25 protein-coding genes and 1 pseudogene are annotated in these 21,528 nt (G+C 42.9%); 21 read left to right on the top strand and 5 right to left on the bottom strand.

The window, feature by feature from the left end:
* Positions 1–36: 36 nt before the first annotated feature.
* Both HC246_RS20065 and nifB read right to left on the bottom strand, forming a co-directional pair.
* Positions 37–210, bottom strand: coding sequence for a 4Fe-4S dicluster domain-containing protein (locus HC246_RS20065; protein ID WP_169365194.1), 174 nt, complete (start codon positions 208–210; stop codon positions 37–39).
* A gap of 90 nt (positions 211–300) precedes the next feature.
* Positions 301–1,794 carry a nitrogenase cofactor biosynthesis protein NifB gene (gene nifB / locus HC246_RS20060; protein ID WP_169365193.1) on the bottom strand — a complete coding sequence of 498 codons (1,494 nt, stop codon included), beginning with the start codon at positions 1,792–1,794 and terminating at the stop codon, positions 301–303.
* Positions 1,795–2,787: 993 nt separating this feature from the next.
* Between nifB and cysE the strand changes: the two genes are divergently transcribed.
* The 20 genes and pseudogenes from cysE (at position 2,788) to modB (ending at position 17,278) form a co-directional block, all read left to right on the top strand.
* Positions 2,788–3,639, top strand: coding sequence for a serine O-acetyltransferase (gene cysE, locus HC246_RS20055; protein ID WP_225903056.1), 852 nt, complete (start codon positions 2,788–2,790; stop codon positions 3,637–3,639).
* Between the two features lie 203 nt (positions 3,640–3,842).
* Positions 3,843–4,145, top strand: a complete 303-nt coding sequence (locus HC246_RS20050; RefSeq protein WP_169365192.1) for a Mo-dependent nitrogenase C-terminal domain-containing protein — start codon at positions 3,843–3,845, stop codon at positions 4,143–4,145.
* Between the two features lie 61 nt (positions 4,146–4,206).
* Entirely contained in the window at positions 4,207–6,924 is a 2,718-nt protein-coding gene (locus HC246_RS20045; RefSeq protein ID WP_169365191.1) for a bifunctional nitrogenase iron-molybdenum cofactor biosynthesis protein NifEN, read from the top strand.
* Positions 6,925–6,979: 55 nt separating this feature from the next.
* Positions 6,980–7,381 carry a nitrogen fixation protein NifX gene (nifX, locus tag HC246_RS20040; RefSeq protein WP_169365190.1) on the top strand — a complete coding sequence of 134 codons (402 nt, stop codon included), beginning with the start codon at positions 6,980–6,982 and terminating at the stop codon, positions 7,379–7,381.
* A gap of 178 nt (positions 7,382–7,559) precedes the next feature.
* Positions 7,560–8,060, top strand: a complete 501-nt coding sequence (locus HC246_RS20035; protein WP_169365189.1) for a NifX-associated nitrogen fixation protein — start codon at positions 7,560–7,562, stop codon at positions 8,058–8,060.
* 42 nt (positions 8,061–8,102) lie between these two features.
* Entirely contained in the window at positions 8,103–8,339 is a 237-nt protein-coding gene (locus HC246_RS20030) for a CCE_0567 family metalloprotein (protein ID WP_169365188.1), read from the top strand.
* A 32-nt stretch (positions 8,340–8,371) separates the two neighbouring features.
* Entirely contained in the window at positions 8,372–8,707 is a 336-nt protein-coding gene (gene nifW / locus HC246_RS20025) for a nitrogenase-stabilizing/protective protein NifW (RefSeq protein WP_169365187.1), read from the top strand.
* Positions 8,708–9,568, top strand: coding sequence for a HesA/MoeB/ThiF family protein (locus HC246_RS20020; protein ID WP_169365186.1), 861 nt, complete (start codon positions 8,708–8,710; stop codon positions 9,566–9,568).
* 37 nt (positions 9,569–9,605) lie between these two features.
* A complete protein-coding gene (locus HC246_RS20015) occupies positions 9,606–9,971 on the top strand; it encodes a HesB/IscA family protein (RefSeq protein ID WP_169365185.1) in 366 nt (121 codons plus the stop codon).
* A 68-nt stretch (positions 9,972–10,039) separates the two neighbouring features.
* Positions 10,040–10,339, top strand: a complete 300-nt coding sequence (locus HC246_RS20010) for a 2Fe-2S iron-sulfur cluster-binding protein (RefSeq protein ID WP_169365184.1) — start codon at positions 10,040–10,042, stop codon at positions 10,337–10,339.
* Between the two features lie 20 nt (positions 10,340–10,359).
* The gene (gene fdxB / locus HC246_RS20005; RefSeq protein WP_169365183.1) at positions 10,360–10,659 is read left to right on the top strand and encodes a ferredoxin III, nif-specific; all 300 of its coding nucleotides are present in this window, start codon (positions 10,360–10,362) and stop codon (positions 10,657–10,659) included.
* 87 nt (positions 10,660–10,746) lie between these two features.
* On the top strand, positions 10,747–11,367 hold the full coding sequence (locus HC246_RS20000) for a cysteine dioxygenase family protein (RefSeq protein WP_169365182.1): 621 nt from the start codon (positions 10,747–10,749) through the stop codon (positions 11,365–11,367).
* A gap of 162 nt (positions 11,368–11,529) precedes the next feature.
* Positions 11,530–11,967: an ArsC/Spx/MgsR family protein gene (locus HC246_RS19995; RefSeq protein ID WP_169365181.1), complete on the top strand. Its 438-nt coding sequence runs from the start codon at positions 11,530–11,532 to the stop codon at positions 11,965–11,967.
* A 7-nt stretch (positions 11,968–11,974) separates the two neighbouring features.
* A complete protein-coding gene (locus HC246_RS19990; RefSeq protein WP_169365180.1) occupies positions 11,975–12,310 on the top strand; it encodes a hypothetical protein in 336 nt (111 codons plus the stop codon).
* Positions 12,311–12,586, top strand: a complete 276-nt coding sequence (locus tag HC246_RS19985) for a hypothetical protein (RefSeq protein ID WP_169365179.1) — start codon at positions 12,311–12,313, stop codon at positions 12,584–12,586.
* A gap of 344 nt (positions 12,587–12,930) precedes the next feature.
* The gene (locus HC246_RS19980) at positions 12,931–13,572 is read left to right on the top strand and encodes a CBS domain-containing protein (RefSeq protein WP_169365178.1); all 642 of its coding nucleotides are present in this window, start codon (positions 12,931–12,933) and stop codon (positions 13,570–13,572) included.
* 113 nt (positions 13,573–13,685) lie between these two features.
* Positions 13,686–14,315, top strand: a pseudogene (locus HC246_RS27040) (class I SAM-dependent methyltransferase).
* An 87-nt stretch (positions 14,316–14,402) separates the two neighbouring features.
* On the top strand, positions 14,403–14,612 hold the full coding sequence (locus HC246_RS19970; protein WP_169365177.1) for a TOBE domain-containing protein: 210 nt from the start codon (positions 14,403–14,405) through the stop codon (positions 14,610–14,612).
* Between the two features lie 13 nt (positions 14,613–14,625).
* Positions 14,626–15,456, top strand: a complete 831-nt coding sequence (gene modA / locus HC246_RS19965) for a molybdate ABC transporter substrate-binding protein (protein ID WP_169365249.1) — start codon at positions 14,626–14,628, stop codon at positions 15,454–15,456.
* A complete protein-coding gene (gene modB, locus HC246_RS19960; protein WP_169365176.1) occupies positions 15,437–17,278 on the top strand; it encodes a molybdate ABC transporter permease subunit in 1,842 nt (613 codons plus the stop codon). The genes modA and modB overlap by 20 nt, the downstream gene beginning before the upstream one ends.
* 83 nt (positions 17,279–17,361) lie before the next feature.
* Here the strand turns inward: modB and HC246_RS19955 are convergent, their stop codons facing one another.
* Positions 17,362–18,993, bottom strand: coding sequence for a helix-turn-helix domain-containing protein (locus HC246_RS19955; protein WP_169365175.1), 1,632 nt, complete (start codon positions 18,991–18,993; stop codon positions 17,362–17,364).
* A 995-nt stretch (positions 18,994–19,988) separates the two neighbouring features.
* Here HC246_RS19955 and HC246_RS19950 point away from each other — a divergent pair.
* Positions 19,989–20,927, top strand: a complete 939-nt coding sequence (locus HC246_RS19950) for an aldo/keto reductase (protein WP_169365174.1) — start codon at positions 19,989–19,991, stop codon at positions 20,925–20,927.
* A gap of 33 nt (positions 20,928–20,960) precedes the next feature.
* On the opposite strand, the gene HC246_RS26515 is transcribed toward HC246_RS19950, so the two are convergent.
* Positions 20,961–21,089 carry a hypothetical protein gene (locus HC246_RS26515; protein WP_263972538.1) on the bottom strand — a complete coding sequence of 43 codons (129 nt, stop codon included), beginning with the start codon at positions 21,087–21,089 and terminating at the stop codon, positions 20,961–20,963.
* Positions 21,090–21,279: 190 nt separating this feature from the next.
* A complete protein-coding gene (locus HC246_RS19945) occupies positions 21,280–21,513 on the bottom strand; it encodes a hypothetical protein (protein ID WP_169365173.1) in 234 nt (77 codons plus the stop codon).
* Between the last annotated feature and the right edge of the window lie 15 nt (positions 21,514–21,528).

Here is a 21,528-nt window from a genome sequence, read left to right as displayed (position 1 = left end):
GCTTTGATTTTTTAGGAGCGGAGGGAATGTCCACACTCATGATGTTGGATGCTGTTGGATAAATTGGGGAAACTTGCCGTAAAAGCAACTATGGCAAAGTCTTTGGTTGATTAGGTAATGTCCACTAGCATCTTTTTGAATAGCTGCTTTTGGGCATTGCGAAAGACAAACTTCCCAGTAGATCTCTTGATTTTCAAGCTGATAGGGCATGACAATACTCCTTATGGCTATAGATCTGGTTGTACCGACTCACGAAAGAAGGGTTTTAAAATCAACAATGGCATACATTGTTGATTTTGATTAATAGGGAGCTTGTTCTAGAAGAGCTTCTTTTTGGAGAAACTTAGCGTAGAATTCTTTCGCTACGGTATCGATCGCATCGTAGGCTTCGACTGGCTCGATACCTGCTTTGCAAAGGCTTTCTTGAGGACAGTTACCAACTTTAGCGGTCAGTACGGCTTTACAATCAGCAATGGAAGAGATAATTTCTTCGAGAGTTGCTTCTTCGCCATAACCGCTTTGACAGTACTGATCGATCTTGCGATGTCCGACAAATTTGACTTCTGTGGCATCAACTTCATAAATTTGGAACTCTTTGGCATGACCAAAGTGTTGATTGACAATCCCACTGCCTTTGGTAGTCACAGCTACAAGGATTTTGGGAGTTGCCACTGTCTTTTGAATGTTGGTTACTTTGGCTTTCTTCTCTTTCAATTCTGCTTGTAAGAGATCGATGCCAGCGTGAACCACTTGACGGGTTTCCAAATCATAGGTGGGAGCCATTTCCATGAATTTTTCTTTGGTAAATTCTTGGGAACGATCTTCACCGAGTAAACCGACGGCATCAGCACGGCATTGACGGCAGTGGCGCATCATCTTCATGTTGCTGTCAGCGCAGCTATCCTGAAGTTTTTTCAACTCCTTGGGAGTAGGACCGCGTTGTCCAGTTAAACCGAAATGTGTGCCATGTTCAGGAGCAGAGATTAGAGGCATAATGTTGTGGAGAAAAGCCCCTTTTTCACGAATCACTCGATCCACTTCTACGAGATGCTCATCGTTAATTCCGGGAATCATCACCGAATTAACTTTGCAAAGAATGTCTGCTTCTCTGAGCATATCTAAGCTCAACATTTGGCGTTGGTGCAGAATCTGTGACGCTTCTAGACCAGTGTAGCGCTTACGGTTATAACGAATCCAAGGATAAATCTTAGTACCGATTTCAGGATCGACCATATTAATCGTGATCGTCACATGATCGATGTTCAACTTCTTGATGCGATCGACATATTCGGGAAGCATCAATCCATTCGTTGAAAGACAGAGCTTAATATCGGGAGCCTCTGCTGCAATCAACTCAAAAGTTCGGAAAGTCTTTTCAGGATTGGCTAAAGGGTCACCAGGCCCCGCAATTCCCAATACGGTCATTTGGGGGATTTTGCCGCCAATTACCATTACTTTGTGAGCTGCTTCTTCGGGAGTTAGTAATTCACTAACTACCCCAGGGCGACTTTCGTTGGCACAGTCATATTTACGATTGCAGTAGTTACACTGAATGTTACAAGCGGGCGCTACGGCAACGTGCATCCGAGCATAGTGATGGTGAGCTTCTTCGCTATAGCAGGGATGCTTCGCAATCCGCTCCTGCATACTTTCACTAAGAGTACTTTTGTTAGAAGTTTGGGAACCTTTTGAGCTACTACAACCACAGTTTCCTGATTTTTGGGATTTTGCTGGAGTTGTTGCAATCTTATTCTCAACGGGGGAGGCAATGAGAGCTTGTGTCGGGGGTGTCATTGAGGCTTCCTGATAAGTGGACTGCGGTCAATATGCAAAATTTATAGCAGTCACTATGGAAGGCGGCAGGAAAGCGATCGCGATAAGATTTATTAAATACATTAAGCTTGTACTCAAAATTCATATCCCTAACTGCGCCTACATTTAAGCAGTTTTAAAAAATCTTTTGGGGTAGGGGTACGAGTATTTAGATGATGGGGGTTAGGTATTTATAGGGAAGGGGTACAGTTTTGCATGTACTCACTATAAATCCAGTTATAGCAACCTATACAAGCAAAAATTGAGTGCTAACTATAAGCACTTTTTTATGTACTCAAAAAAGATACCAATTCTTACAAAAAACATAAGATTAGTGGCTAGGAGTCGTGTATAGACTTACTTTTAGGTGTTTTTACTAGCTTTAATTAAGGCAATTAATTTTGTATCTAAATTATCATTCCTTCGATAATCTGTAGCAAAAGGATCAAAATTTTTTAACAATTGTCAGGAGTTGCTTTCTTTCGGTAAAAACCGATTTTAAACGTATCTATATATACAGATATAAATACAAAAATTTAAAATTTATTCCTTGATTTTTTATGGCTAGTGCAGTACAGTTATGAACCGTAGCTATTAATACAAAACCTTATTTGCTCAATAGGAATTGGCTCATTTCTGAGTACCTATGAGTACAATTTGTGTTTGGTTATATTTTTTGCTTAAACCCTTATCCATGCTTGCGCGTAGCATTTTATCTTTAAGCACAGACTTGGCAGAAATGGCTATAAAAATACTTATCCCTATTCCCTTAAATACTAGTACCTCCTCTCAAAAATACTAGTACCCCTATCCCAAAAGAAAAGTCAAACTCCCTAGAAGTCTGACTTTAGGCTTCTGAGTACTTTCTTAATTAATTTAATAAATCTTATCCGCAACAATTATTTCCGTTGGGTTAATCGCACCTGATATAAGCAGGAAGACAGAACTCCAAACTCCTAACTGTCAGAGACTGCAATGATGCAACCCATCTCTCACCTAGACACTTTGGATAATCGGGAAATCGATCGCATGTGTGCCACAGCATACCCATCGGATTTCCCTACCAAATCATCTGCACATTCACTCTGGCAGTTTTATCAATTGCAACTGGCGCAATTGCCATTAGTGCAATTACCCCTGACTCAATTGCAAGTTGCCCAGCAATCATGGCAACGGGTCACCGAAGTTCTACAGGTAATTAAGGCTGATTTCCAAGCGATCGCCGATCGCGATCCTGCGGCTCACCATTGGCTAGAGATTTTATGCTGTTATCCGGGACTGCACGCCTTGGCGATCCATCGCTTTACGCATTGGTTACACCATCGCCAAATCCCCCTACTACCAAGGTTGCTTGCCTACTGTGCGCGATTTATCACGGGCATTGATATTCATCCTGCTGCCAGCATTGGCAAAGGGGTATTTATCGACCACGGTATGGGCGTAGTGATTGGTGAAACAGCGATCGTCGGCGACTATGTACTGCTCTACCAAGGTATCACCCTTGGTGGTACAGGCAAAGAAACTGGCAAGCGTCACCCTACCATCGGCAACCATACGATCGTCGGTGCAGGTGCTAAAGTCCTCGGCAATATTCAAATTGGTGATAATGCTCGCATTGGGGCAGGTTCAGTCGTGCTGCGTGATGTCCCCAGCCATACCACCGTTGTTGGTGTCCCTGCCCGCATTTGTCGTCCTAGTCAGCCCACTTCGTTAGGTCAAACCAATCAGGAACAGTTAGCCGATCCATCGGCTGATGTCTTACAAAACTTACTCCTTCGGATCGAGCGACTAGAACAACAGCTTTCAGACAACATTTCCCAGAAGTAAAGATGAATAGCTCTTAAAAATCTTAGAAAAACAAAAACAGAGGAAACGATCATGACGGAAACCCTAGTTGTTAGTTGCTTGGTTTTAATTACCACATATTTTCAGGATTACATGATGCGTCGAATGCTCCACATCGATGAACAAGAATCCCACCGCAAACCCAAATAGTTATTCACAGAATTATTCACAGAGTTGATACAACCATGACCGCCACTACCCACAGATTTCTCTCCACTCTTACGCAGCAAAGTAAACCCAAAAAATCCTTTGCGATCGATATTTTCTTACCTCTGCGCCAATGGCTCGATCGCATCGAAATTCGCGATCGCCAATTCGCCGAAACCATCTGCCATCTAATTCCTGCCAGTTGCCCCTTTGAACGCGATGTCAAAGCCTTTGGCTATACCTACCATATTCCTCCCCTCTGCAAGATCAATCCCCTGTTTGAAGAGCTAGTAAACCTCCGCTTCCGCGCCCTAATTTACCTCTCCGAACTCCCCAGCTAAAAAGTATCTCTGAATTTTTGCCTTTTTCCCTTTTCCTTTTTACTTCTACCCCATTTGTGCCATGAAACTCACACAAGGAAAAATCAACGAACTCCTGTCCGAGACTGCCTGTGAGCATAATCATCATCATCACAAAGATGGGCAGAAAAAGAATAAAGCTTGCTCACAACAAGCCCAACCAGGAGCCGCGCAAGGTGGCTGTGCCTTTGATGGTGCATCGATCGCTCTCGTCCCTATTACCGATGTCGCCCATCTTGTCCATGCCCCGATCGCCTGTGGTGGCAATTCTTGGGGTGCAAGAGGTAGCCTGTCGTCAGGTTCGACCATGTATAAAATGGGCTTTACCACCGACCTCAGCGAAAACGATATTATCTTCGGTGGTGAGAAAAAGCTCTACAAGGCAATTTTAGAAGTTCAACAACGTTATCAACCTGCGGCGGTGTTTGTGTATAACACCTGTGTGACTGCCCTGATTGGTGACGATCTCGAAGCAGTTTGTCAAAAAGCCGCCGAACGAACAGGTATTCCCATCGTTCCGATTAATTCTCCCGGGTTCGCTGGAACCAAGAATTTAGGAAATCGCATGGGCGGCGAAGCTTTATTGGAATATGTGATTGGCACGACGGAACCCGAATATACCACTCCCTACGATATCAATCTGATTGGTGAATACAATATCGCAGGTGAGTTATGGAGTGTGCTGCCCTTATTTGAGAAATTGGGCATTCGCGTATTGTCGAAAATTACAGGCGATGCCACCTATAAAGAAGTTTGTTATGCTCACCGAGCAAAACTGAATGTTCTCATCTGTTCCAAAGCATTAATCAATGTCGCTCGCAAGATGGAAGAGCGCTATGGCATTCCCTACACCGAAGAATCTTTTTATGGGATTGCCGACATGAATCAATGTCTACGCAATATTGCCGCAAAATTAGGCGATCGCGACTTACAGGATCGAGTCGAAAAGCTGATCGCAGAGGAATCAGCAAACCTCGATCGCGAACTTGCGCCATACCGCGATCGCCTTAAGGGTAAAAAAGTCGTTCTCTACACAGGTGGTGTCAAAAGCTGGTCAATCATTTCCGCCGCGAAAGATTTGGGTATGGAAGTGGTTGCTACTAGCACCAAGAAGAGTACTGAAGAAGACAAGGCAAAGATTCGCGCCTTGCTGAGCAAAGATGGAATCATGATGGAGAAAGGGAACGCCCAAGAATTACTCAAAACCATTGCCAAAACCCAAGCCGATATGTTAATCGCAGGTGGGCGCAACCAATACACTGCCCTCAAAGCACGTATTCCCTTTCTCGACATTAACCAAGAGCGTCATCATCCCTATGCTGGCTATGTAGGCATGATTGAGATTGCTAGAGAATTAGAAGAAGCTCTCTATAGTCCAATTTGGGAGCAGGTTCGCCAACCCGCACCTTGGGAAGATCCCCTTGCGTTTAACAAGTCTCTATTAATTGAAAGTCACGCTGAGCAAGTTAAAACCGATATCATCACACCGAAAAAAGCAGTCGCTGTCAATGCCCTCAAGCAGAGTCAGCCTCTCGGTGCATCCCTTGCTTTTCTGGGGCTAAAGGGTGCGATGCCATTAATGCACGGCTCCCAAGGCTGTACCGCTTTTGCCAAGGTGCAACTCGTCCGCCATTTCCGCGAAGCAATTCCTCTAGCTACCACAGCGATGACGGAAGTTACCACGATTCTCGGTGGTGAAGACAATATTGCACAGGCGATTTTAACTCTAGTGGAAAAGGCTCAGCCCGAAATTATCGGACTCTGCACCACAGGATTAACGGAAACTCGCGGTGATGATATGGAAGGCATTCTCCGCACCTTCCGTCAAAAACATCCTGAACTTGACAAACTGGCAATCCCATTTGCGTCAACTCCCGATTTTCGAGGCGCGTTACAGGATGGCTATGCAGCAGTAATTGAAAGCATTGTGCGATCGCTACCCCAAGAAGGCATCAAAAATTCCCAACAGTTAACGGTCTTAGCAAGTTCGGCTCTCGCCCCTGGGGATATCCAAGAGATTAAGGAGATTATCAATTCCTTTGGACTATCGCCAATTTTCATTCCCGATCTTTCGAGTTCGATGGATGGACATTTGAGCGAGAGTTATAGTCCCGTCACTACAGGCGGAACTACCCTAGAGCAAATTCAAAGTGTCGGTAGTTCTGTGTTTACCCTTGCCTTGGGTGAAAGTATGCGAACTGCGGCGACAATTCTGCAAGAGCGCTTTGGTACTGATTATCAAGTATTCGATCGCCTCACGGGGCTAGGTGCAACGGACTTGCTATTGCAACAACTCTATCAATTGAGTGGAGTTGCCGTACCTGAGAAGTACCGCTATCAAAGACAGCAACTCCAAGATGCGATTTTAGATACACACTTCTATTTCGGTCGCAAGCGCGTTTCTCTAGCCCTAGAACCCGATCTGCTGTACAGCGTCGCTTGGTGGCTGACAGAAATGGGCGTAGAACTGCAAGCTGCCGTCACCACCACGCGATCACCTTTATTAGAAAAGTTACCGATAGCGGAAGTGACGATTGGCGATCTTGAAGATTTTGAGCACCTTGCCGCAGGTTCCGATCTCATGGCAACTAACTCCAACGGGAAGAGAGTTGCTAAAAAGTTAGGAATTCCGCTCTATCGTTTAGGCTTCCCCATTCTAGACCGTCTGGGTAATGGACATCGCAGCATCGTCGGTTATCGCGGCACGATGGAACTACTTTTTGAGCTTGGCAATATTTGGCTAGAAGCTGAAGAGAAGTAAAAAGTAAAAAGTAAAAAGGCAAAAGTAAAAAATTGGGTTAATTAGGAGAATCTTCATGAAGGTTGCATTTACGACAAGCGATCGCATTCACATTAATGCCCACTTTGGCTGGGCAAAAGAGATTGATGTCTATGAGGTCACGACGGAAGGATATCAATTTGTGGATACGCTCAGTTTTAAAGGTGAGTTAAAGGAAGATGGCAACGAAGACAAGCTGGTTCCCAAAATCGAAGCATTAGTTGGTTGCACCATCGTCTATGTTTCCGCGATCGGTGGTAGCGCCGCTGCTCGTCTGATTCGCAAGCGGATTACTCCCATCAAAGCGAAGTCAGAAGAGGAAGAAATCGCGGAGGTACTAAGTAAATTGGTACTAACTCTGCAAGGCAATCCTCCACCTTGGTTGAGGAAAGCACTGCAACCCCCATCTCATGATTTTGACGATCTAGAGACTGGTTAAAGAGATCCCCCCTACCCCCACCCCCTTATGAAAGGGGGAAAAGAGTTAGATTAATTCTTAATTCTCCCCCCTTTACAAGGGGGGCTGGGGGGATCTAAACCTCAAAGCATAGTCAAACATTTAGATCTAACAACTTCTCAAATTCAGATTTGCCAACAAACCAAACAAGGAGAACTCTATGACCGCAACAGTTACATTATCTTCCACCACAGAAACTGCTACCCCTGTAAATGGTGCAGAAGTAATTAAACAAAGTCCATTCTTACAAGCCATAGTTCAGCAAATCCGCGTTAACGATGGCTATGGAACCTATCGCAATTGGTCGGATGAATTGCTGCTCAAGCCCTTTATTCTTACCAAACAACAAAAGCGTAAAATCTCCGTAGAAGGTGATGTTGATCCCATTACCAAAGGCAGAATTTTTGCCTTCTACCGTGCGATCGCTCTTCGCATCGAGCAACAATCGGGTCTTCTATGCCAAGTAGTTGTCGATCTCAGTCATGAAGGATTTGGTTGGGCTTTGATTTTCTCTGGTCGCTTACTGTTGACAACTCGCACCTTGCGTGATGCTCAACGCTTTGGCTTCGACTCACTAGAGAAGTTAGGCGAAGAAGGCGAAAAACTTGCCCAAAAGGGTGTGGAATACGCTATCAACTTCCCTGAAGTTGCCAAAGCCTAAATCCATCTTAAGCAAGTCTGAACTAATAACCGAGAAAAGATTATGGTGCAAGTGACAGATACAGCGATCGCAGGACTTAGTATTGACGACCTCAAAACTAAAATCAAGCGGCTGAACAGCAAGGCAGGTCAAATGAAAATGGATCTGCATGATCTCGCAGAAGGGTTACCCACCGACTACGAACAACTAATGGACGTAGCAGCCAAAACCTATGACATCTTTCATCAAATTGATGAGCTGAAGAAACAATTAATCATTCTCGAACAGATTAATCATTGAATTAAGCCTTAAACAGGAGAGGAGCAACTGATATGGTTGGTAAACTTAGCGAGTTTCGGAAATTGACCGATGCGGAACAATATTTCGAGTTTTTTGATCTTGCCTACGATCCCCAAGTTGTCAACATCAATCGCTTGCACATTCTCAAAAAATTCTCGCAGTCTCTAGAAGAAATCGACAATAAATTTGCAGAATCTGACGAAGAGCAGAAGCTAAATTTCTATCGAGAAGCTCTAGAGGCTTCCTATGCCACCTTGCAAACCTCCAATGCGATCGAGCAGAAGTTGTTTAAAGTCTTCCATCAAAAGCCATCAAATATCGTCATGCTAAGCGATATCGGTAGCGACATCGATGAGGAGGATGAATAGATGCCTTTTTCTAATCCTCGACTATCTGCAACAGAGTTAGAACGCTATAGCCGTCAAATGATGTTGCCTAATTTTGGTGAAGAAGCTCAAAGAAAGCTCAAGTCGGCAACCGTCCTAGTAACAGGTGTAGGTGGTTTAGGTGGTACGGCTGCCCTCTATCTTGCTGTTGCTGGTATTGGTAAATTGATTCTAGTACGTGGTGGTGGCTTGCGACTTGACGACATGAATCGCCAAGTCCTGATGACCGATGATTGGGTTGGCAATCCTCGTGTTTTCAAGGCGCAAGAAACCCTGCTGAGTATCAATCCCGATGTGGAAATAGAAGCTGTCTATGATTATGTGACAGCGGAAAATGTTGATGAGCTAGTTCAATCCTGTGATATTGCTCTCGACTGCGCCCATAACTTTAATGAACGCGATCTGCTTAATGCCGCTTGTGTGCGCTGGCAAAAGCCAATGGTAGAAGCAGCGATGAGTGATATGGAAGCTTATCTCACCACCATTGTTCCCCATGAAACAGGATGCCTCTCCTGTCTATTTCCCGAAAAGCCTAATTGGGATCGCCGAGGTTTTGGAGTTCTTGGTGCAGTATCAGGAACTTTAGCCTGTTTGACTGCTTTAGAAGCAATTAAATTTCTGACAGGTTTTGCATCGCCATTACTTTCACAACTTCTCACGATGGATTTAGGGAGATTGGAATTTGCGAAGCGTCATACGTTTCACGATCCTAACTGTCCCGTCTGTGGTGGCAATCAGCAGCAGTTATCCCCAGTTCCCACCTTAACTAAAAAGAAAGTAACTAGCCAGCGCGTTCCATCTTTCGCCAAAATGCTGGTGCAGACTGCTCCTCTAAATCATTGATTGAGCCAATTGTATTAAATATCTTAAGGAGATTTCGATGTCTATTATTCTTACTGAAAAGGCTGAATTACGCTTACGTGCTTTCCTCAAAGGTTCCGCTGATCGCACTACCGAAAAAGGCATCCGTCTCGGTGTGAAGGATGGCGGCTGTAGCGGCTATCAATACACCCTCGACATCACCAATACCCAAAAGCCTGACGATATCGTGGAGCAGATCGGGAAGGTGCGCGTCTACGTTGATCCTCAAAGCGCTCCCTTACTCAATGGTGTGGTGGTCGATTATGTTGACGGCTTGCTAGAGAGTGGCTTCAAGTTTGAGAACCCCAATGCGACAGGTTCCTGCGGCTGTGGTCAATCCTTCCAAGCTGGCGACTGTACCCCTGCGGCTGTGCCTTGCAGCTAACTAATGAAATTGTGGTTGGGCAAAGCCCAACCACAATTTCCGTAAATTAATACTCGGAGGTTTTAAATATGGCTACATACAATGTGCGACTGTACAACAAGAAGAAACAGATCGATGTCACAATTCCCGTAGATGAAGATACAACTATTTTGCAAGCCGCAGAGGATGCAGGAATAGAGCTTCCATCTTCTTGTAATGCAGGATCTTGTTCCAGTTGTGTCGGCAAATTAGAAGAAGGCACTGTCAATCAGGAAGATCAGAACTTTCTAGATGACGAACAGATCGAGAAAGGATTTGCCCTTCTTTGCGTCTCTTATCCACGTTCTGACTGTACGATTCGCACCCATCAAGAACCCTATCTTGTTTAGATTTAGGAGAAACTTTAATCATGGCAACTCTAACTGGTTTGACCTTTGGCGGCAAAGAATGGCTACCCAAATTTGTACAAGCGATCGACCAACATAAATGTATTGGCTGCGCTCGATGCTTCAAAGTCTGTGGACGCGGAGTGCTAGGACTTAGGGGCATGAATGATGAAGGCGAATTTGTGGATGATGATGAAGATGAAATCGAGAAGAAAGTAATGACGATCGCTAATGCTAATAACTGCATTGGCTGTGAAGCTTGTTCGCGAGTTTGTCCTAAGAACTGCTACACCCACCAAACCTTAGATTTAGCGATCGCCTAATAACAGACAAGGGGCTTAAGCCCCTTGTCTGCCCAAAACCATCCTCAATTATCATGCTCGATTATGATTAGTCTTTCTTTCCACCGCATGAATAGCAAAGATTGGATTGTCACCGATGACGGACATTGCGAATCTCGTCCTGCCTCTAGGGAGTGGGATCTAATTAGGGACAAATATTATTTTCATGAGTTCCTAACCGAGATTATCAATTTGCTGCGGAACATTTCCAATGAGGAAGACGAGTGGAATTATTTACCGCAAATTCGGAGGCGCGTTAGGCAGTTAGTGATCAACTCCTATTGGTTGCACACTCAATATCTAGAACCTTCTCCAAAAACTGGGATGGCAACGCGGACTCTATACAATGAGATCGGTTATCCGCTCACCGTACAGACGGCAACCTTTGCGCCCAATGTCTCCTCGAATGTCCACAATCATGGTACATGGGGAGTGGTGGCAGTTCTCAAGGGAGAGGAAAAACATACTTTCTGGAAGCGCGTTGAAGATCCGCAGTTTCCTAACAAAATCGAGAAAGTGGGCGAGAAGATTCTCAAGGCGGGAGAAATCATTAGTTTTACGCCCCATGCGATTCACCAAGTCACCGCCATCGGCAATGACCCCGCTTTTAGTTTCACCATTTATGGTGATACGCTACCGCGATCGCGGTTCATTTTTGACACAACAAAACACACTGCAAAACCCTTCTAAGTGTAACTCAATGCTTTGAAACCCCTCCCTAACCCTCCCCTTGCAAAGAAGAGGGAACAAAATTTCTTGTTTTCCCCCTTTGTAAGGGGGAATTAAAGGGGGTTTTGAGACTTATCTGTACACCATAGTTGGGACTTGTGTATAAGCAAACCATTAAAAACTATGGCAACGATCATTTTTTATGAGAAACCTAATTGCGTCAACAATACCAAGCAGAAGGAAATTCTCCATGCTGCTGGTTATGCTGTCAAAGCGCGAAACCTATTGACGCAATCTTGGAGTCCCGAAACCTTATACCAATTTCTCAAGGATCGACCTTTATGGGAATGGTTTAATCGCACGGCTCCACAAATTAGAGATGGCGAAATTGTACCTGAGAAGCTCGATGAGCAAACCGCTTTAGAGCTAATGGTCAAGTACCCAATTATCATTCGCCGACCACTAATTCAAATTGGCGATCGCTATACCGTCGGATTTGATTTAGTTAAGCTCAACGCTTGGATGGGACTGAAAGAACCTCAACCAATTGTTAAAGATTTAGATCTGGAAACTTGCCCAAAAGTTATTGGGAAAGATTTGGTTGGCAATTGTAGTCAGTAATCGGCAAATGACAAACAACAATAAAGCAGTTCAAATTCAGAACTTAACTGGATTAAATGAGGGACATTTTGCGGATTTAATCCGCCTCACTCAATTAATCTTTGATCCGACTGGAGGATTGCCACATAAAACCATCGATGTGGATTGGAAAATGCTTGGTATTCCTAAAGGGGTTATCAATAATCTCTGGATGCTGGGCAAAAAATATCAATACTCTACTCCCTACATTCCCATCGATATAGTGTGGGAGCAGTTAACTCCTGAATCTCGTAATTGGATGATGGAGAACAAGCGCAATCTCTGGAAATTAGAAGAATATTTTCCCGCGAGGGATGAGGATTAAATGACATTAACACAAGAAGACGCCCAAGCTCAATCAGAACGTCAAAACCTCTATGCGGCACTGATTGACAAGTTGTTTCAATGTCCTAGTGGCGGCGAACCTGAAGTACTTGATGCCCATAGTGATTTGCTTGATGAGGGGCTAATCAAAATGATGGTTCAGATAGCAACTTACTACGCTCACCATGACAATCCCGACGCAGCCAAATTTTTAATCCATGTAGCAAGGGAGCTATCTAAACAATTGGGTTTATATCCGAGTGAATTAGCAAGTTAATCTCGCAATCTAAAATAGTTTATGAAATATTGCTCCGAAGGGGCAATATTTCATAAAAACTAAACGGGAAATTAAAAACAAATAATTTAGTACTTAGAGCTAATATTAAAGTTTTTAATTACCTTTCAAGCTGCCAAAATTTAATCAATAGCTTGCTGGATAATCTTATTTAAATATAAAAATAAGGAGCTTAAACCCCTTATTTGTGCTGACTTTTAAAACTTTTTAGCTATTGTATTTATTGCTGTTTTTAATACAGAATATAGTTAAGAAATGTAGTAGAAAATGCAAATTCATTTCAGAAGAACTAAACTAAATAATGTCGTTAATAAAGGTCAGCTTTTATGTTAAAAGCATTTGACATAATGTCTCAGGATGTGGCGATCGTGCGTGGTTCTGCAACCGTTGCCGAAGCTATTAAACTGATGAGACTCAAGGAAGTCCGTACATTGATCGTAGACATCCGTTCTACCGATGATGCCTATGGAATTGTGACGCAAACCGACATCGTGTATAAGGTGGTTGCCTATGGGAAAGACCCCGCCGCTATGCGAGTTTATGAAATCATGACCAAACCTTGTATTTCGGTCAATCCAGATCTAGGGGTGGAGTATGTTGCGCGTTTGTTTGCGAATACAGGTATTCATGTGGCTCCTGTGATTCGCGAAGGTATATTAGGCATCATTTCTCTAAGCGATATCCTGAACAAGGGAGACTTCTTAGAGAAGCCCAAGGTAGTTGTAGCTCGGAATGAGTTGTCCCGTGCGATCGCTGAAGCAAAATCTCTCTGTGCTGGCGTAGGCATTACTTCCAAGGAATGTGCAGCAGCTTGGGCTTTGGTCGAAGATATTGAAGCGGAAATGATTTACCAAAGCGGTATGGACGTTCCAGAAAAAACTGCTTTCCAACTCTACTGTGACGAGAATCCCAAAATTTTCCAAGTCCTTGGTACTGGACAGCTAGTTACTAATAGAGTAGCCCGTTAATCTGGATAACCTTGTAGATTAGTTCTCTTCTCAGATCTCTTCTCAAAAAATTTGAAAGTGTTGCTTTGCAACACTTTCAAATTTTTCCTTAATTTCAATGTGACAATAAACCAATGATTGATGCTTCTGAAAAAAGTTCATTTGACCGTGATTGGTCGGCATATTATCAAGCTGTAGCAGGTCGTCCTCCTCGCGATACTTTACTAAAAGCACTAGATCTCTTTGAGCTAGAGAAATCGACCAAATCACCTCGCTTGGCGATCGATCTTGGTTGTGGTGATGGGCGCGATACGGTGGAACTGCTCAGCCGTGGATGGAAAGTATTAGCGATCGATGGGAATACAGAGGCGATCGCATAGTTTAGCGATCGCCAAGACATTGATTCAACATGGCTAGAAACTCAAGTGATGCGCTTTGAGTCCCTAATCCTGCCCCCTTCCATCAATTTAATTAATTCGAGCTTCGCTTTACCCTTTTGTCTTCCTGAGGATTTTCCTAACCTATGGAACAAAATCATCGCATCCTTGCGAAGTGGAGGCAGATTTTGCGGTCAATTATTTGGCGATCGCGATACTTGGGCGACAACTTATCCCAATATGACCCATTATCCCAAGGAAAAGGTTGAGGAGTTATTACAGCCTTTTAAAGTGGAATATTTTGAAGAAGAGGAACATCATGGCGAAACTGCTATTGGTGAACAGAAATATTGGCATATTTTCCATATCGTAGCTTGTAGGAAGTAATCAATGCAGATAGATAGAGCTACATTCCTCAGATCTGCATAAAACAAGTTTTGTCATCCATCTAAAAATTTATAAGGAGAAACAGCGATGAAAATTAGCGCTCGTAATTCTTTCCAGGGTATTGTAAAGAAGGTTAAAATTGGCGCAGTTACTGCCGAAGTATCTATCGAGATCTCTGCTGGTGTCAATGTAATATCAACAATCACTAAGGCATCGGCTGAGAGTTTAGAATTAACAGAAGGGAAAGAAGCTTATGTTGTGATTAAAGCTTCAGATGTAATGGTAGCAACGGACTAAATATATGCACAATATGCACACAAAAAGATTCATCACCTTTATTAGTTTAGTCGTCGTTACCCTATGTGCGATCGCAGGATGTAGCTTCCTCTCACCAACGGTCGAACAGACTAGTAAACCCAATGCCTCGGTAGTCCCCTCAGTCAAACAAGAGAACGTCCAATTAACAGTTTCAGCAGCAGCTAGTCTCAAGGAAGCATTAGGTGAAATCACACCTCTATATAGCAAAGCAAAATCCAATGTCACCATTCGCAATAACTTTGGAAGTTCAGGCGATTTGCAACAACAAATCATTAATGGCGCTCCCGTTGATGTATTCATTTCTGCCGCTGCTAAGCAAATGGATGAATTGCAAAAAAAGGACTTAATCATTGCTGATACGCGACGCGATCTATTAAGCAATCGTTTAGTACTCATCGTTCCTGTGGACAAAGGCGATGCCAAAGAGTTAAAAGATTTAACTAATGCTAATATCGAACGAATTGCGATCGGCGATCCCCGTAGTGTTCCCGTAGGTCAATATGCCGAACAAGCCCTGACAAAATTAGAACTATTGCAAGATGTACAATCAAAATTTGTCCTAGGCAATAACGTGCGCCAAGTGCTGCAATTTGTGGAATCGGGCAATGCTCAAGCAGGAATTGTCTATGCAACCGATGCGAAAACTTCCACTAAGGTAAAAGTAGTCCAAGTCATTGATGCTAAACTTCATAAACCAATTGTCTATCCGATCGCAGTTTTACAAAAAAGCACCAACCAAACGAGCGCCAAGTCCTACCTAGAATTTCTATCCAGCGAACCAGCCAAGACTATTTTCGAGAAATATGGATTCAGTACCCTTTGATTTCTCTCCATTTTGGATCTCCCTAAAGGTGGCAACTACTGCCATCTTTTTTACGTTCTTTTTAGGAATTACCGCAGCTTACAGTCTCCTCGAATATCGCGGTAGATGGAAAGCAGTACTTGATAGCATTCTCCTTGCACCATTGGTATTACCGCCCACCGTCGTCGGCTTTCTCTTACTCCAATTATTTGGACAATATGGCTGGATGGGAAAGTTTTTACAACTCTTCCGTTTCAATATCATTTTCACTTGGTATGCAGGGGTAGTCGCAGCAGTTGTCGTTACCTTTCCGCTAATGTATAAAACTGCCCAAGGAGCCTTCGAGCAAGTGGATGGAAATTTACTCCGTGCCGCGAAAACCCTTGGCGCTTCAGATTTTCAAGTCTTCTGGCAAATAGCCCTACCTCTTGCCTTTCCGGGGGTTTTAGCAGGCGCGATGCTTTCCTTTGCCAGAGGCTTAGGTGAATTTGGTGCAACCCTGATGCTAGCAGGGAATATCCCTAAGCAAACCACCACAATTCCCCTCGCCATTTACGCCGCTGTCGAAGCTGGCGCAAATCAAGAAGCTTGGCTATGGACAGCGATCATTTTGTCGATGTCTTTTTCGGCGATCGCCATTGCTCATCTCTGGTCAAACAAGAGAGAACAGAATAGGGAAAAAGGAAAAAGGAAAAAGGAAAAAATTCCATCAAATTACGAATTACGAATTACGAATTATCAAGAGGGGTTGGTAATCGATATTGAGAAGCAATTACCTGAGTTTGATTTGCAGATTGCTTTGCACTGTGTTGATCAATCTATTGGTATTTTGGGGGCATCAGGGACGGGGAAAAGTATGCTGCTCAAGTGTATTGCGGGGATGGAAACTCCCTCAAGTGGACGGATTGTCATCAATGGCAAGGTTTTATTTGATAGTGAGCAGAAAATCAATTTACCTAGTCGCGATCGCCATATTGGTTTTCTATTCCAAAACTATGCCCTCTTTCCACATCTGACGGTCGCACAAAATATTGCCTTTGGCTTGTCCAAAGAATTACCAGCATTACAAATCAAGCAAAAAGTCTCTGAACAATTACATAGCATCGAGCTACAGGGATTTGGCGATCGCTATCCGCATCAACTCTCAGGAGGTCAGCAGCAAAGGGTTGCCCTCGCCAGAGCGCTCGTCAGTCAACCCGATATTCTCCTCCTCGATGAACCATTCTCGGCATTGGATACCCACTTGCGTAGCCAAATGGAACGGGAGTTAATTTCGGCGCTTAGCAACTATAAAGGAATGACGCTATTTGTCACTCACAACATTGAGGAAGCCTATCGCATCTGCACAAATCTGTTGATTTTAGATCATGGTCAAGTCATGAGATATGGCGAGAAGTCCGACGTTCTCGAAAATCCCTCTAACTTAGCAACAGCAAGGCTAACAGGATGTAAAAACTTTTCGCGAATTAACCTGATTAAACCTGATCATGTCGAAGCGATCGATTGGGAATGTAAGCTCCAAATCAACCATAACTCTACAAACCTACCAACGCATATAGGAATTCGTGCTCATCATATTACATTTTTAGATAGTTCAAGTAATGGCAATTTACCAAATACTCTGCCCTGTTGGTTAGTTCGCACGACCGAAACACCGCACCGCATGACTTTATACCTGAAATTAAATAATCCTCCTAACCATGATTGGGATTACCATCTCCAAGCAGAAGTATTTAAAGAAAAGTGGTTTGTGCTGAAGCAATATGCTCAGCCTTTACAGGTTTATCTCGATCCTGATCAATTATTTTTAAGTAGCTCAGATAGCTACTCAAAAATCCTTTAACGTGCATTCAATATAGGCATTTGCGCCATGCAAAGCACAGCGCAAATGCATGAAAATGGCGTTGCATCGTGATGTAATGATTCTTATAGTCCTAGAGCTTGCCGAATTAACTGTTGTTCATTTTGCTTAGCTTGAAAACGTCCATTTTCCACATCGCGAATCCAACTCTGACTCTTCCCGATTTTCTCGGCTAAAGTGCGCTGACTAATTTGGAGATTTTTGCGGAGGGTTGCAATTTGCTCGCCTGATAATTCAGATTGAGTATGTGGAGATTTTTTACTGGATCTTTGGGGTTTATTCGACTGACTTTGCGATCGCTCATATTTACGCTTTTTGCGAGTCAATTCCGTAGGCTGTTCCCAATCAGCAAGTAACTCAAAGGATAGAATGCGAGCATTAACTAACATCTGCCATTTTCCACGGGGACCAATGTCTGTTAGTCGCAGATTGCAGCTACCATCATTAATCCAGAAATCTAGGGCAGCTTCAGCATCATCAGGAATATCCTCTAGTTTTGACCATAGCGGCTGAATCTCCACAGGATAGGTGACGGGATCGAAGATCGGTTTGAGTCCATAACGATTTACGACCTCCAAGTCACTCTCAAACATTCTCAATAAACGCTTACGTTCATCTCTTTGGGAGAGCGCTAGCTTAACGCGATCTTCGCCATAGGCAACACGCATTAAAGTGATCACCATAATTCTTTGTTGATCTCCCATACGAGTTTTAAATAGCAACCAAAGCAACATTCGCGATGCACCTTCATGCTGTTGCCAGACACTCATGATTGCGCCTAGTAGCGACTTCGGTAAGTGGCTATATTGATAAAAGGCTTTTCCTACGTGGCATTCCTTTTTATTGAGAAAATATTGTGACCATATTCCTGCTTGGATTCTAAAAGTCAGCCCAATTAGATGTTTACAACCCTCTTCGTCTTCTTGAAAGTGATGCACAATTTCTAAGAGATTCCATAATGGACTTTCAGGTATAGAGAAAGCTTCAACTTTTCCTTGCTTAGGCCAATCAATTTCGGCAGTAATCCAACAGGGTTGCATTGCAATGGTTTTAATTAGATTTAGCTTTGTTGATTTTGTAAGATCTTTGCGTTTATCTAAACCCAAATATTCTTCGATTTGACTATCACTAATTGTAAATTCCTGTTCCCAAGGTTTATCTAGGGTGGTGGCATAGGCTGCATAGATGAGATGGATACAGGCAGCACGGATATCAAGGGTGTCAGAAGCAAGAATTGTCTGTGCTTCTAAGGGCGATCGCGGATAACTAAAATTGATCAAATTATTCAAGCGCAATGCAATTTTGCCTTTGCCTTGACTAACAGATCTCTCATAAACAAGAGTCCCTGAATCGTCTAAAGACCAAGGTAAAGCGCGACGTTGGGCAAGTAAATTGCAAGCTTCCCAAATTGCGATCGCTGAGGCAAATGGAGTACTGCCACCATTTGCAAATAGGCTCGGACTGATCGTTAGGGGATTTTCGATTGTCCTGACTCTCCCTTTTTTAGGCTGTAATGGGAGTGAAGCACCGATATTACAGACACTAACGCATAGAGGTTCGCTTGCATAGCCTTCACAGTTATTACATATGGCAGGATCGATCCAATAGTTGCCTTGCTGAATTGAGATTGCACCTGTAGGACAAATAGCTATGCAAGAAGAACAGGCAACGCAATCGCTAGATATCTTATATGCCATAGTTACAACACCAATATGTTTTGAGAATTTTTAACACTAAGCTTTCAGCTACCTAACAATTTGCAGGTCGATTTGTCAGAGATAGAAGCCTCTAATCTATAAAGGATTTATATTAAGTCTTTATACTTAGATAAGTGTTCGTAATTCTGTTCACGTTGAGCATCTAGTTAGGCTTTAGATTTTCATAACATTTCAACCTTATATTAAGATATAAGCTAGTATGTAGAACGTAACAAATTTTATAAATCCTTGTCTCACAATACTTTCAGGGATTGAAAAAGTTTGCTTATAGAATGTTTAAGCCTGCTCAAAATTGATTTAGAGAATCAAAAAATCACTGGAATTGTTGTGATTTTTTGACATTGTTATCTTATTTAGCATTAATAGCATTATCTCTTCTTCCAACAAGTTTTTTCTAAGAAGGATACTTATTCACTAGCGCCAAACCTGAGGATTTCTCAATATATTGCCAATTTAAGGATGAAATGCAAAGGGTGGCTAAATGAAGCAAAGAATAATTTATCAGGGATTAAGATAGTTAAGAGATTTTCTCGATCTGTGATTTATTGAATTCATCGTTTTCTGGAAATTATCTGTTTGCACGATTTTGAAGCTTGTGATTTTAGGATAGAACTCTCTAATTAATCCATGGGTATATTTGTTTAGGCTCTCGCGGATAAAAAATGTCACACCAAAGTTATCTAGCTTCGACTTCGCTCAGCTAACGCTGGCTGAACGGAGTCGAAGCCACAGGTACTTTAATTAATAGCCAGTCCATTACCTCAGATCTTGCAGCATTTCTATTGCAAGGTGCGTTTGAAGGGACTGGATTTTCCTTTCTCGCTCACCAAGCAAGTGTTTAGAAACAAAAAACAATCCACAGAGATCTTGTATCTTGTAGATTTTGGGTTTGTGGAAGCTCACCCCGAAGGTGTGAGCTTCCACAAACCATTTAGGATTGTTATATAATGGTCGAGAAAAATTTAGCCAAAACAATGCAAACCATTAAACTAGGTTCCAATGGACTAACTGTAACAGCGCTAGGTGTAGGAACATGGGCATGGGGAGATACGCTTTTTTGGGCTTATGGCAAGGATTTTGGGGCAAAGGATGTAGAAGGAGCTTTTCAAGCTTCGGTGGATGCAGGAGTCACCTTTTTTGATACTGCTGAGGTTTATGGTTTAGGTGAATCGGAACGTTTGATTGGTAAGTTTAGTAAGCAAACTTCGCAACCAATCCAGATCGCGACTAAGTATTTCCCACTGCCTTGGCGCTGGAGTCGAGCATCAATAGTTGATGCTCTGACCTCTAGTCTGGAGCGTTTACAGACTTCACAAATTAGTCTTTATCAAATCCACTGGCCCTTAGAATTTATCCTCAAGACCAAGGACTTTATGGAAGTCTTAGCTGATGAGGTGAAAAAAGGACGCATTCAGGCGGTCGGTGTAAGTAATTACTCCGCAGAACAGATGACTCTTGCCCATCAGTATCTTTCTGAAAAGGGAATTTCTCTGGCTGTAAATCAAGTTCCCTATTCTCTTTTGAATAAACAAATCGAACAAAATGGAGTTCTCGCAAAGTCACAACAATTGGGTGTAACGATCCTTGCCTATAGTCCTCTTGCTCAAGGTTTACTTACTGGTAAATATACGCCAGAGACTTTGAAGAACTTGCAAGGTGCGCGTCGTCTTGATGCTCGATTTAGTCCTCAAGGTTTACAGAAGCTTGAGTCTCTATTCTCAACCTTAAAAGATCTTTCTGAAAATTACGATAAAACCCCTGCACAAATTTCTTTGAATTGGTTAATATCTCAAGGAAATGTGATTCCTATTCCTGGGGCAAAGAATGCTAATCAAGCTACACAAAATGCTGGAGCGTTAGGTTGGTCTTTAACCCAAGAGGAAGTCGAACTACTGCGTCAAAAGAGTAACTAATATTGCCATGACACCCCAGCTAAAGTTCAAATCCTAAAATTCAACAGAGTCAAAGCTTTCAATCGTTGGAAATCCTTCGCTATCCTTAGCCTGATTGCCCGATCGCAACGAAAATAGCGTTTGCATTCCTGCGGCTCGTGCGGCTTTTAGCTCGACAGTCACATCCGAAATAAAAAGGATCTGTGCTGGTAACTTAGCGATCGCGCTGGCAATGGCAAGATAACTCTCTACAGCTTGTTTTGTGCCGATTTCCGTATCAAAGTAACTACTGAAAAAATGGGCTAAGTCGCCGACTTTTTGTAAATTTGCAAATTGTCTTTGCTTGTCTAGAAAAAGTCGGCGATCGCTCTGTTTATGGTTGCTTAGTGCAGGTTTGACTAGGTGGTGTGAGAGGAGATTCTTTAAAAGAGTGGATTAAATCGAGTCTTAAACCAATGGAAGAGACAAGATATAACAATGTGTTGACAGTGATTAGGAATTTAATCAAGCGTTGAAAACGAGTCATGGGGAAGTTCTCCGTAAAGTTGTCAATGTCATCATCTAAGAAATGACATGAAGCCTCCAGACTGGTTAAGGCAGATAGCAAACTTTTCTTAACTGC

The organism is Pseudanabaena yagii GIHE-NHR1 (assembly GCF_012863495.1).
GTDB lineage: Bacteria > Cyanobacteriota > Cyanobacteriia > Pseudanabaenales > Pseudanabaenaceae > Pseudanabaena > Pseudanabaena yagii.
The sequence above is the reverse complement of the archived record's forward strand: the minus strand, read 5'-3'. Positions and strand labels throughout refer to the sequence as shown.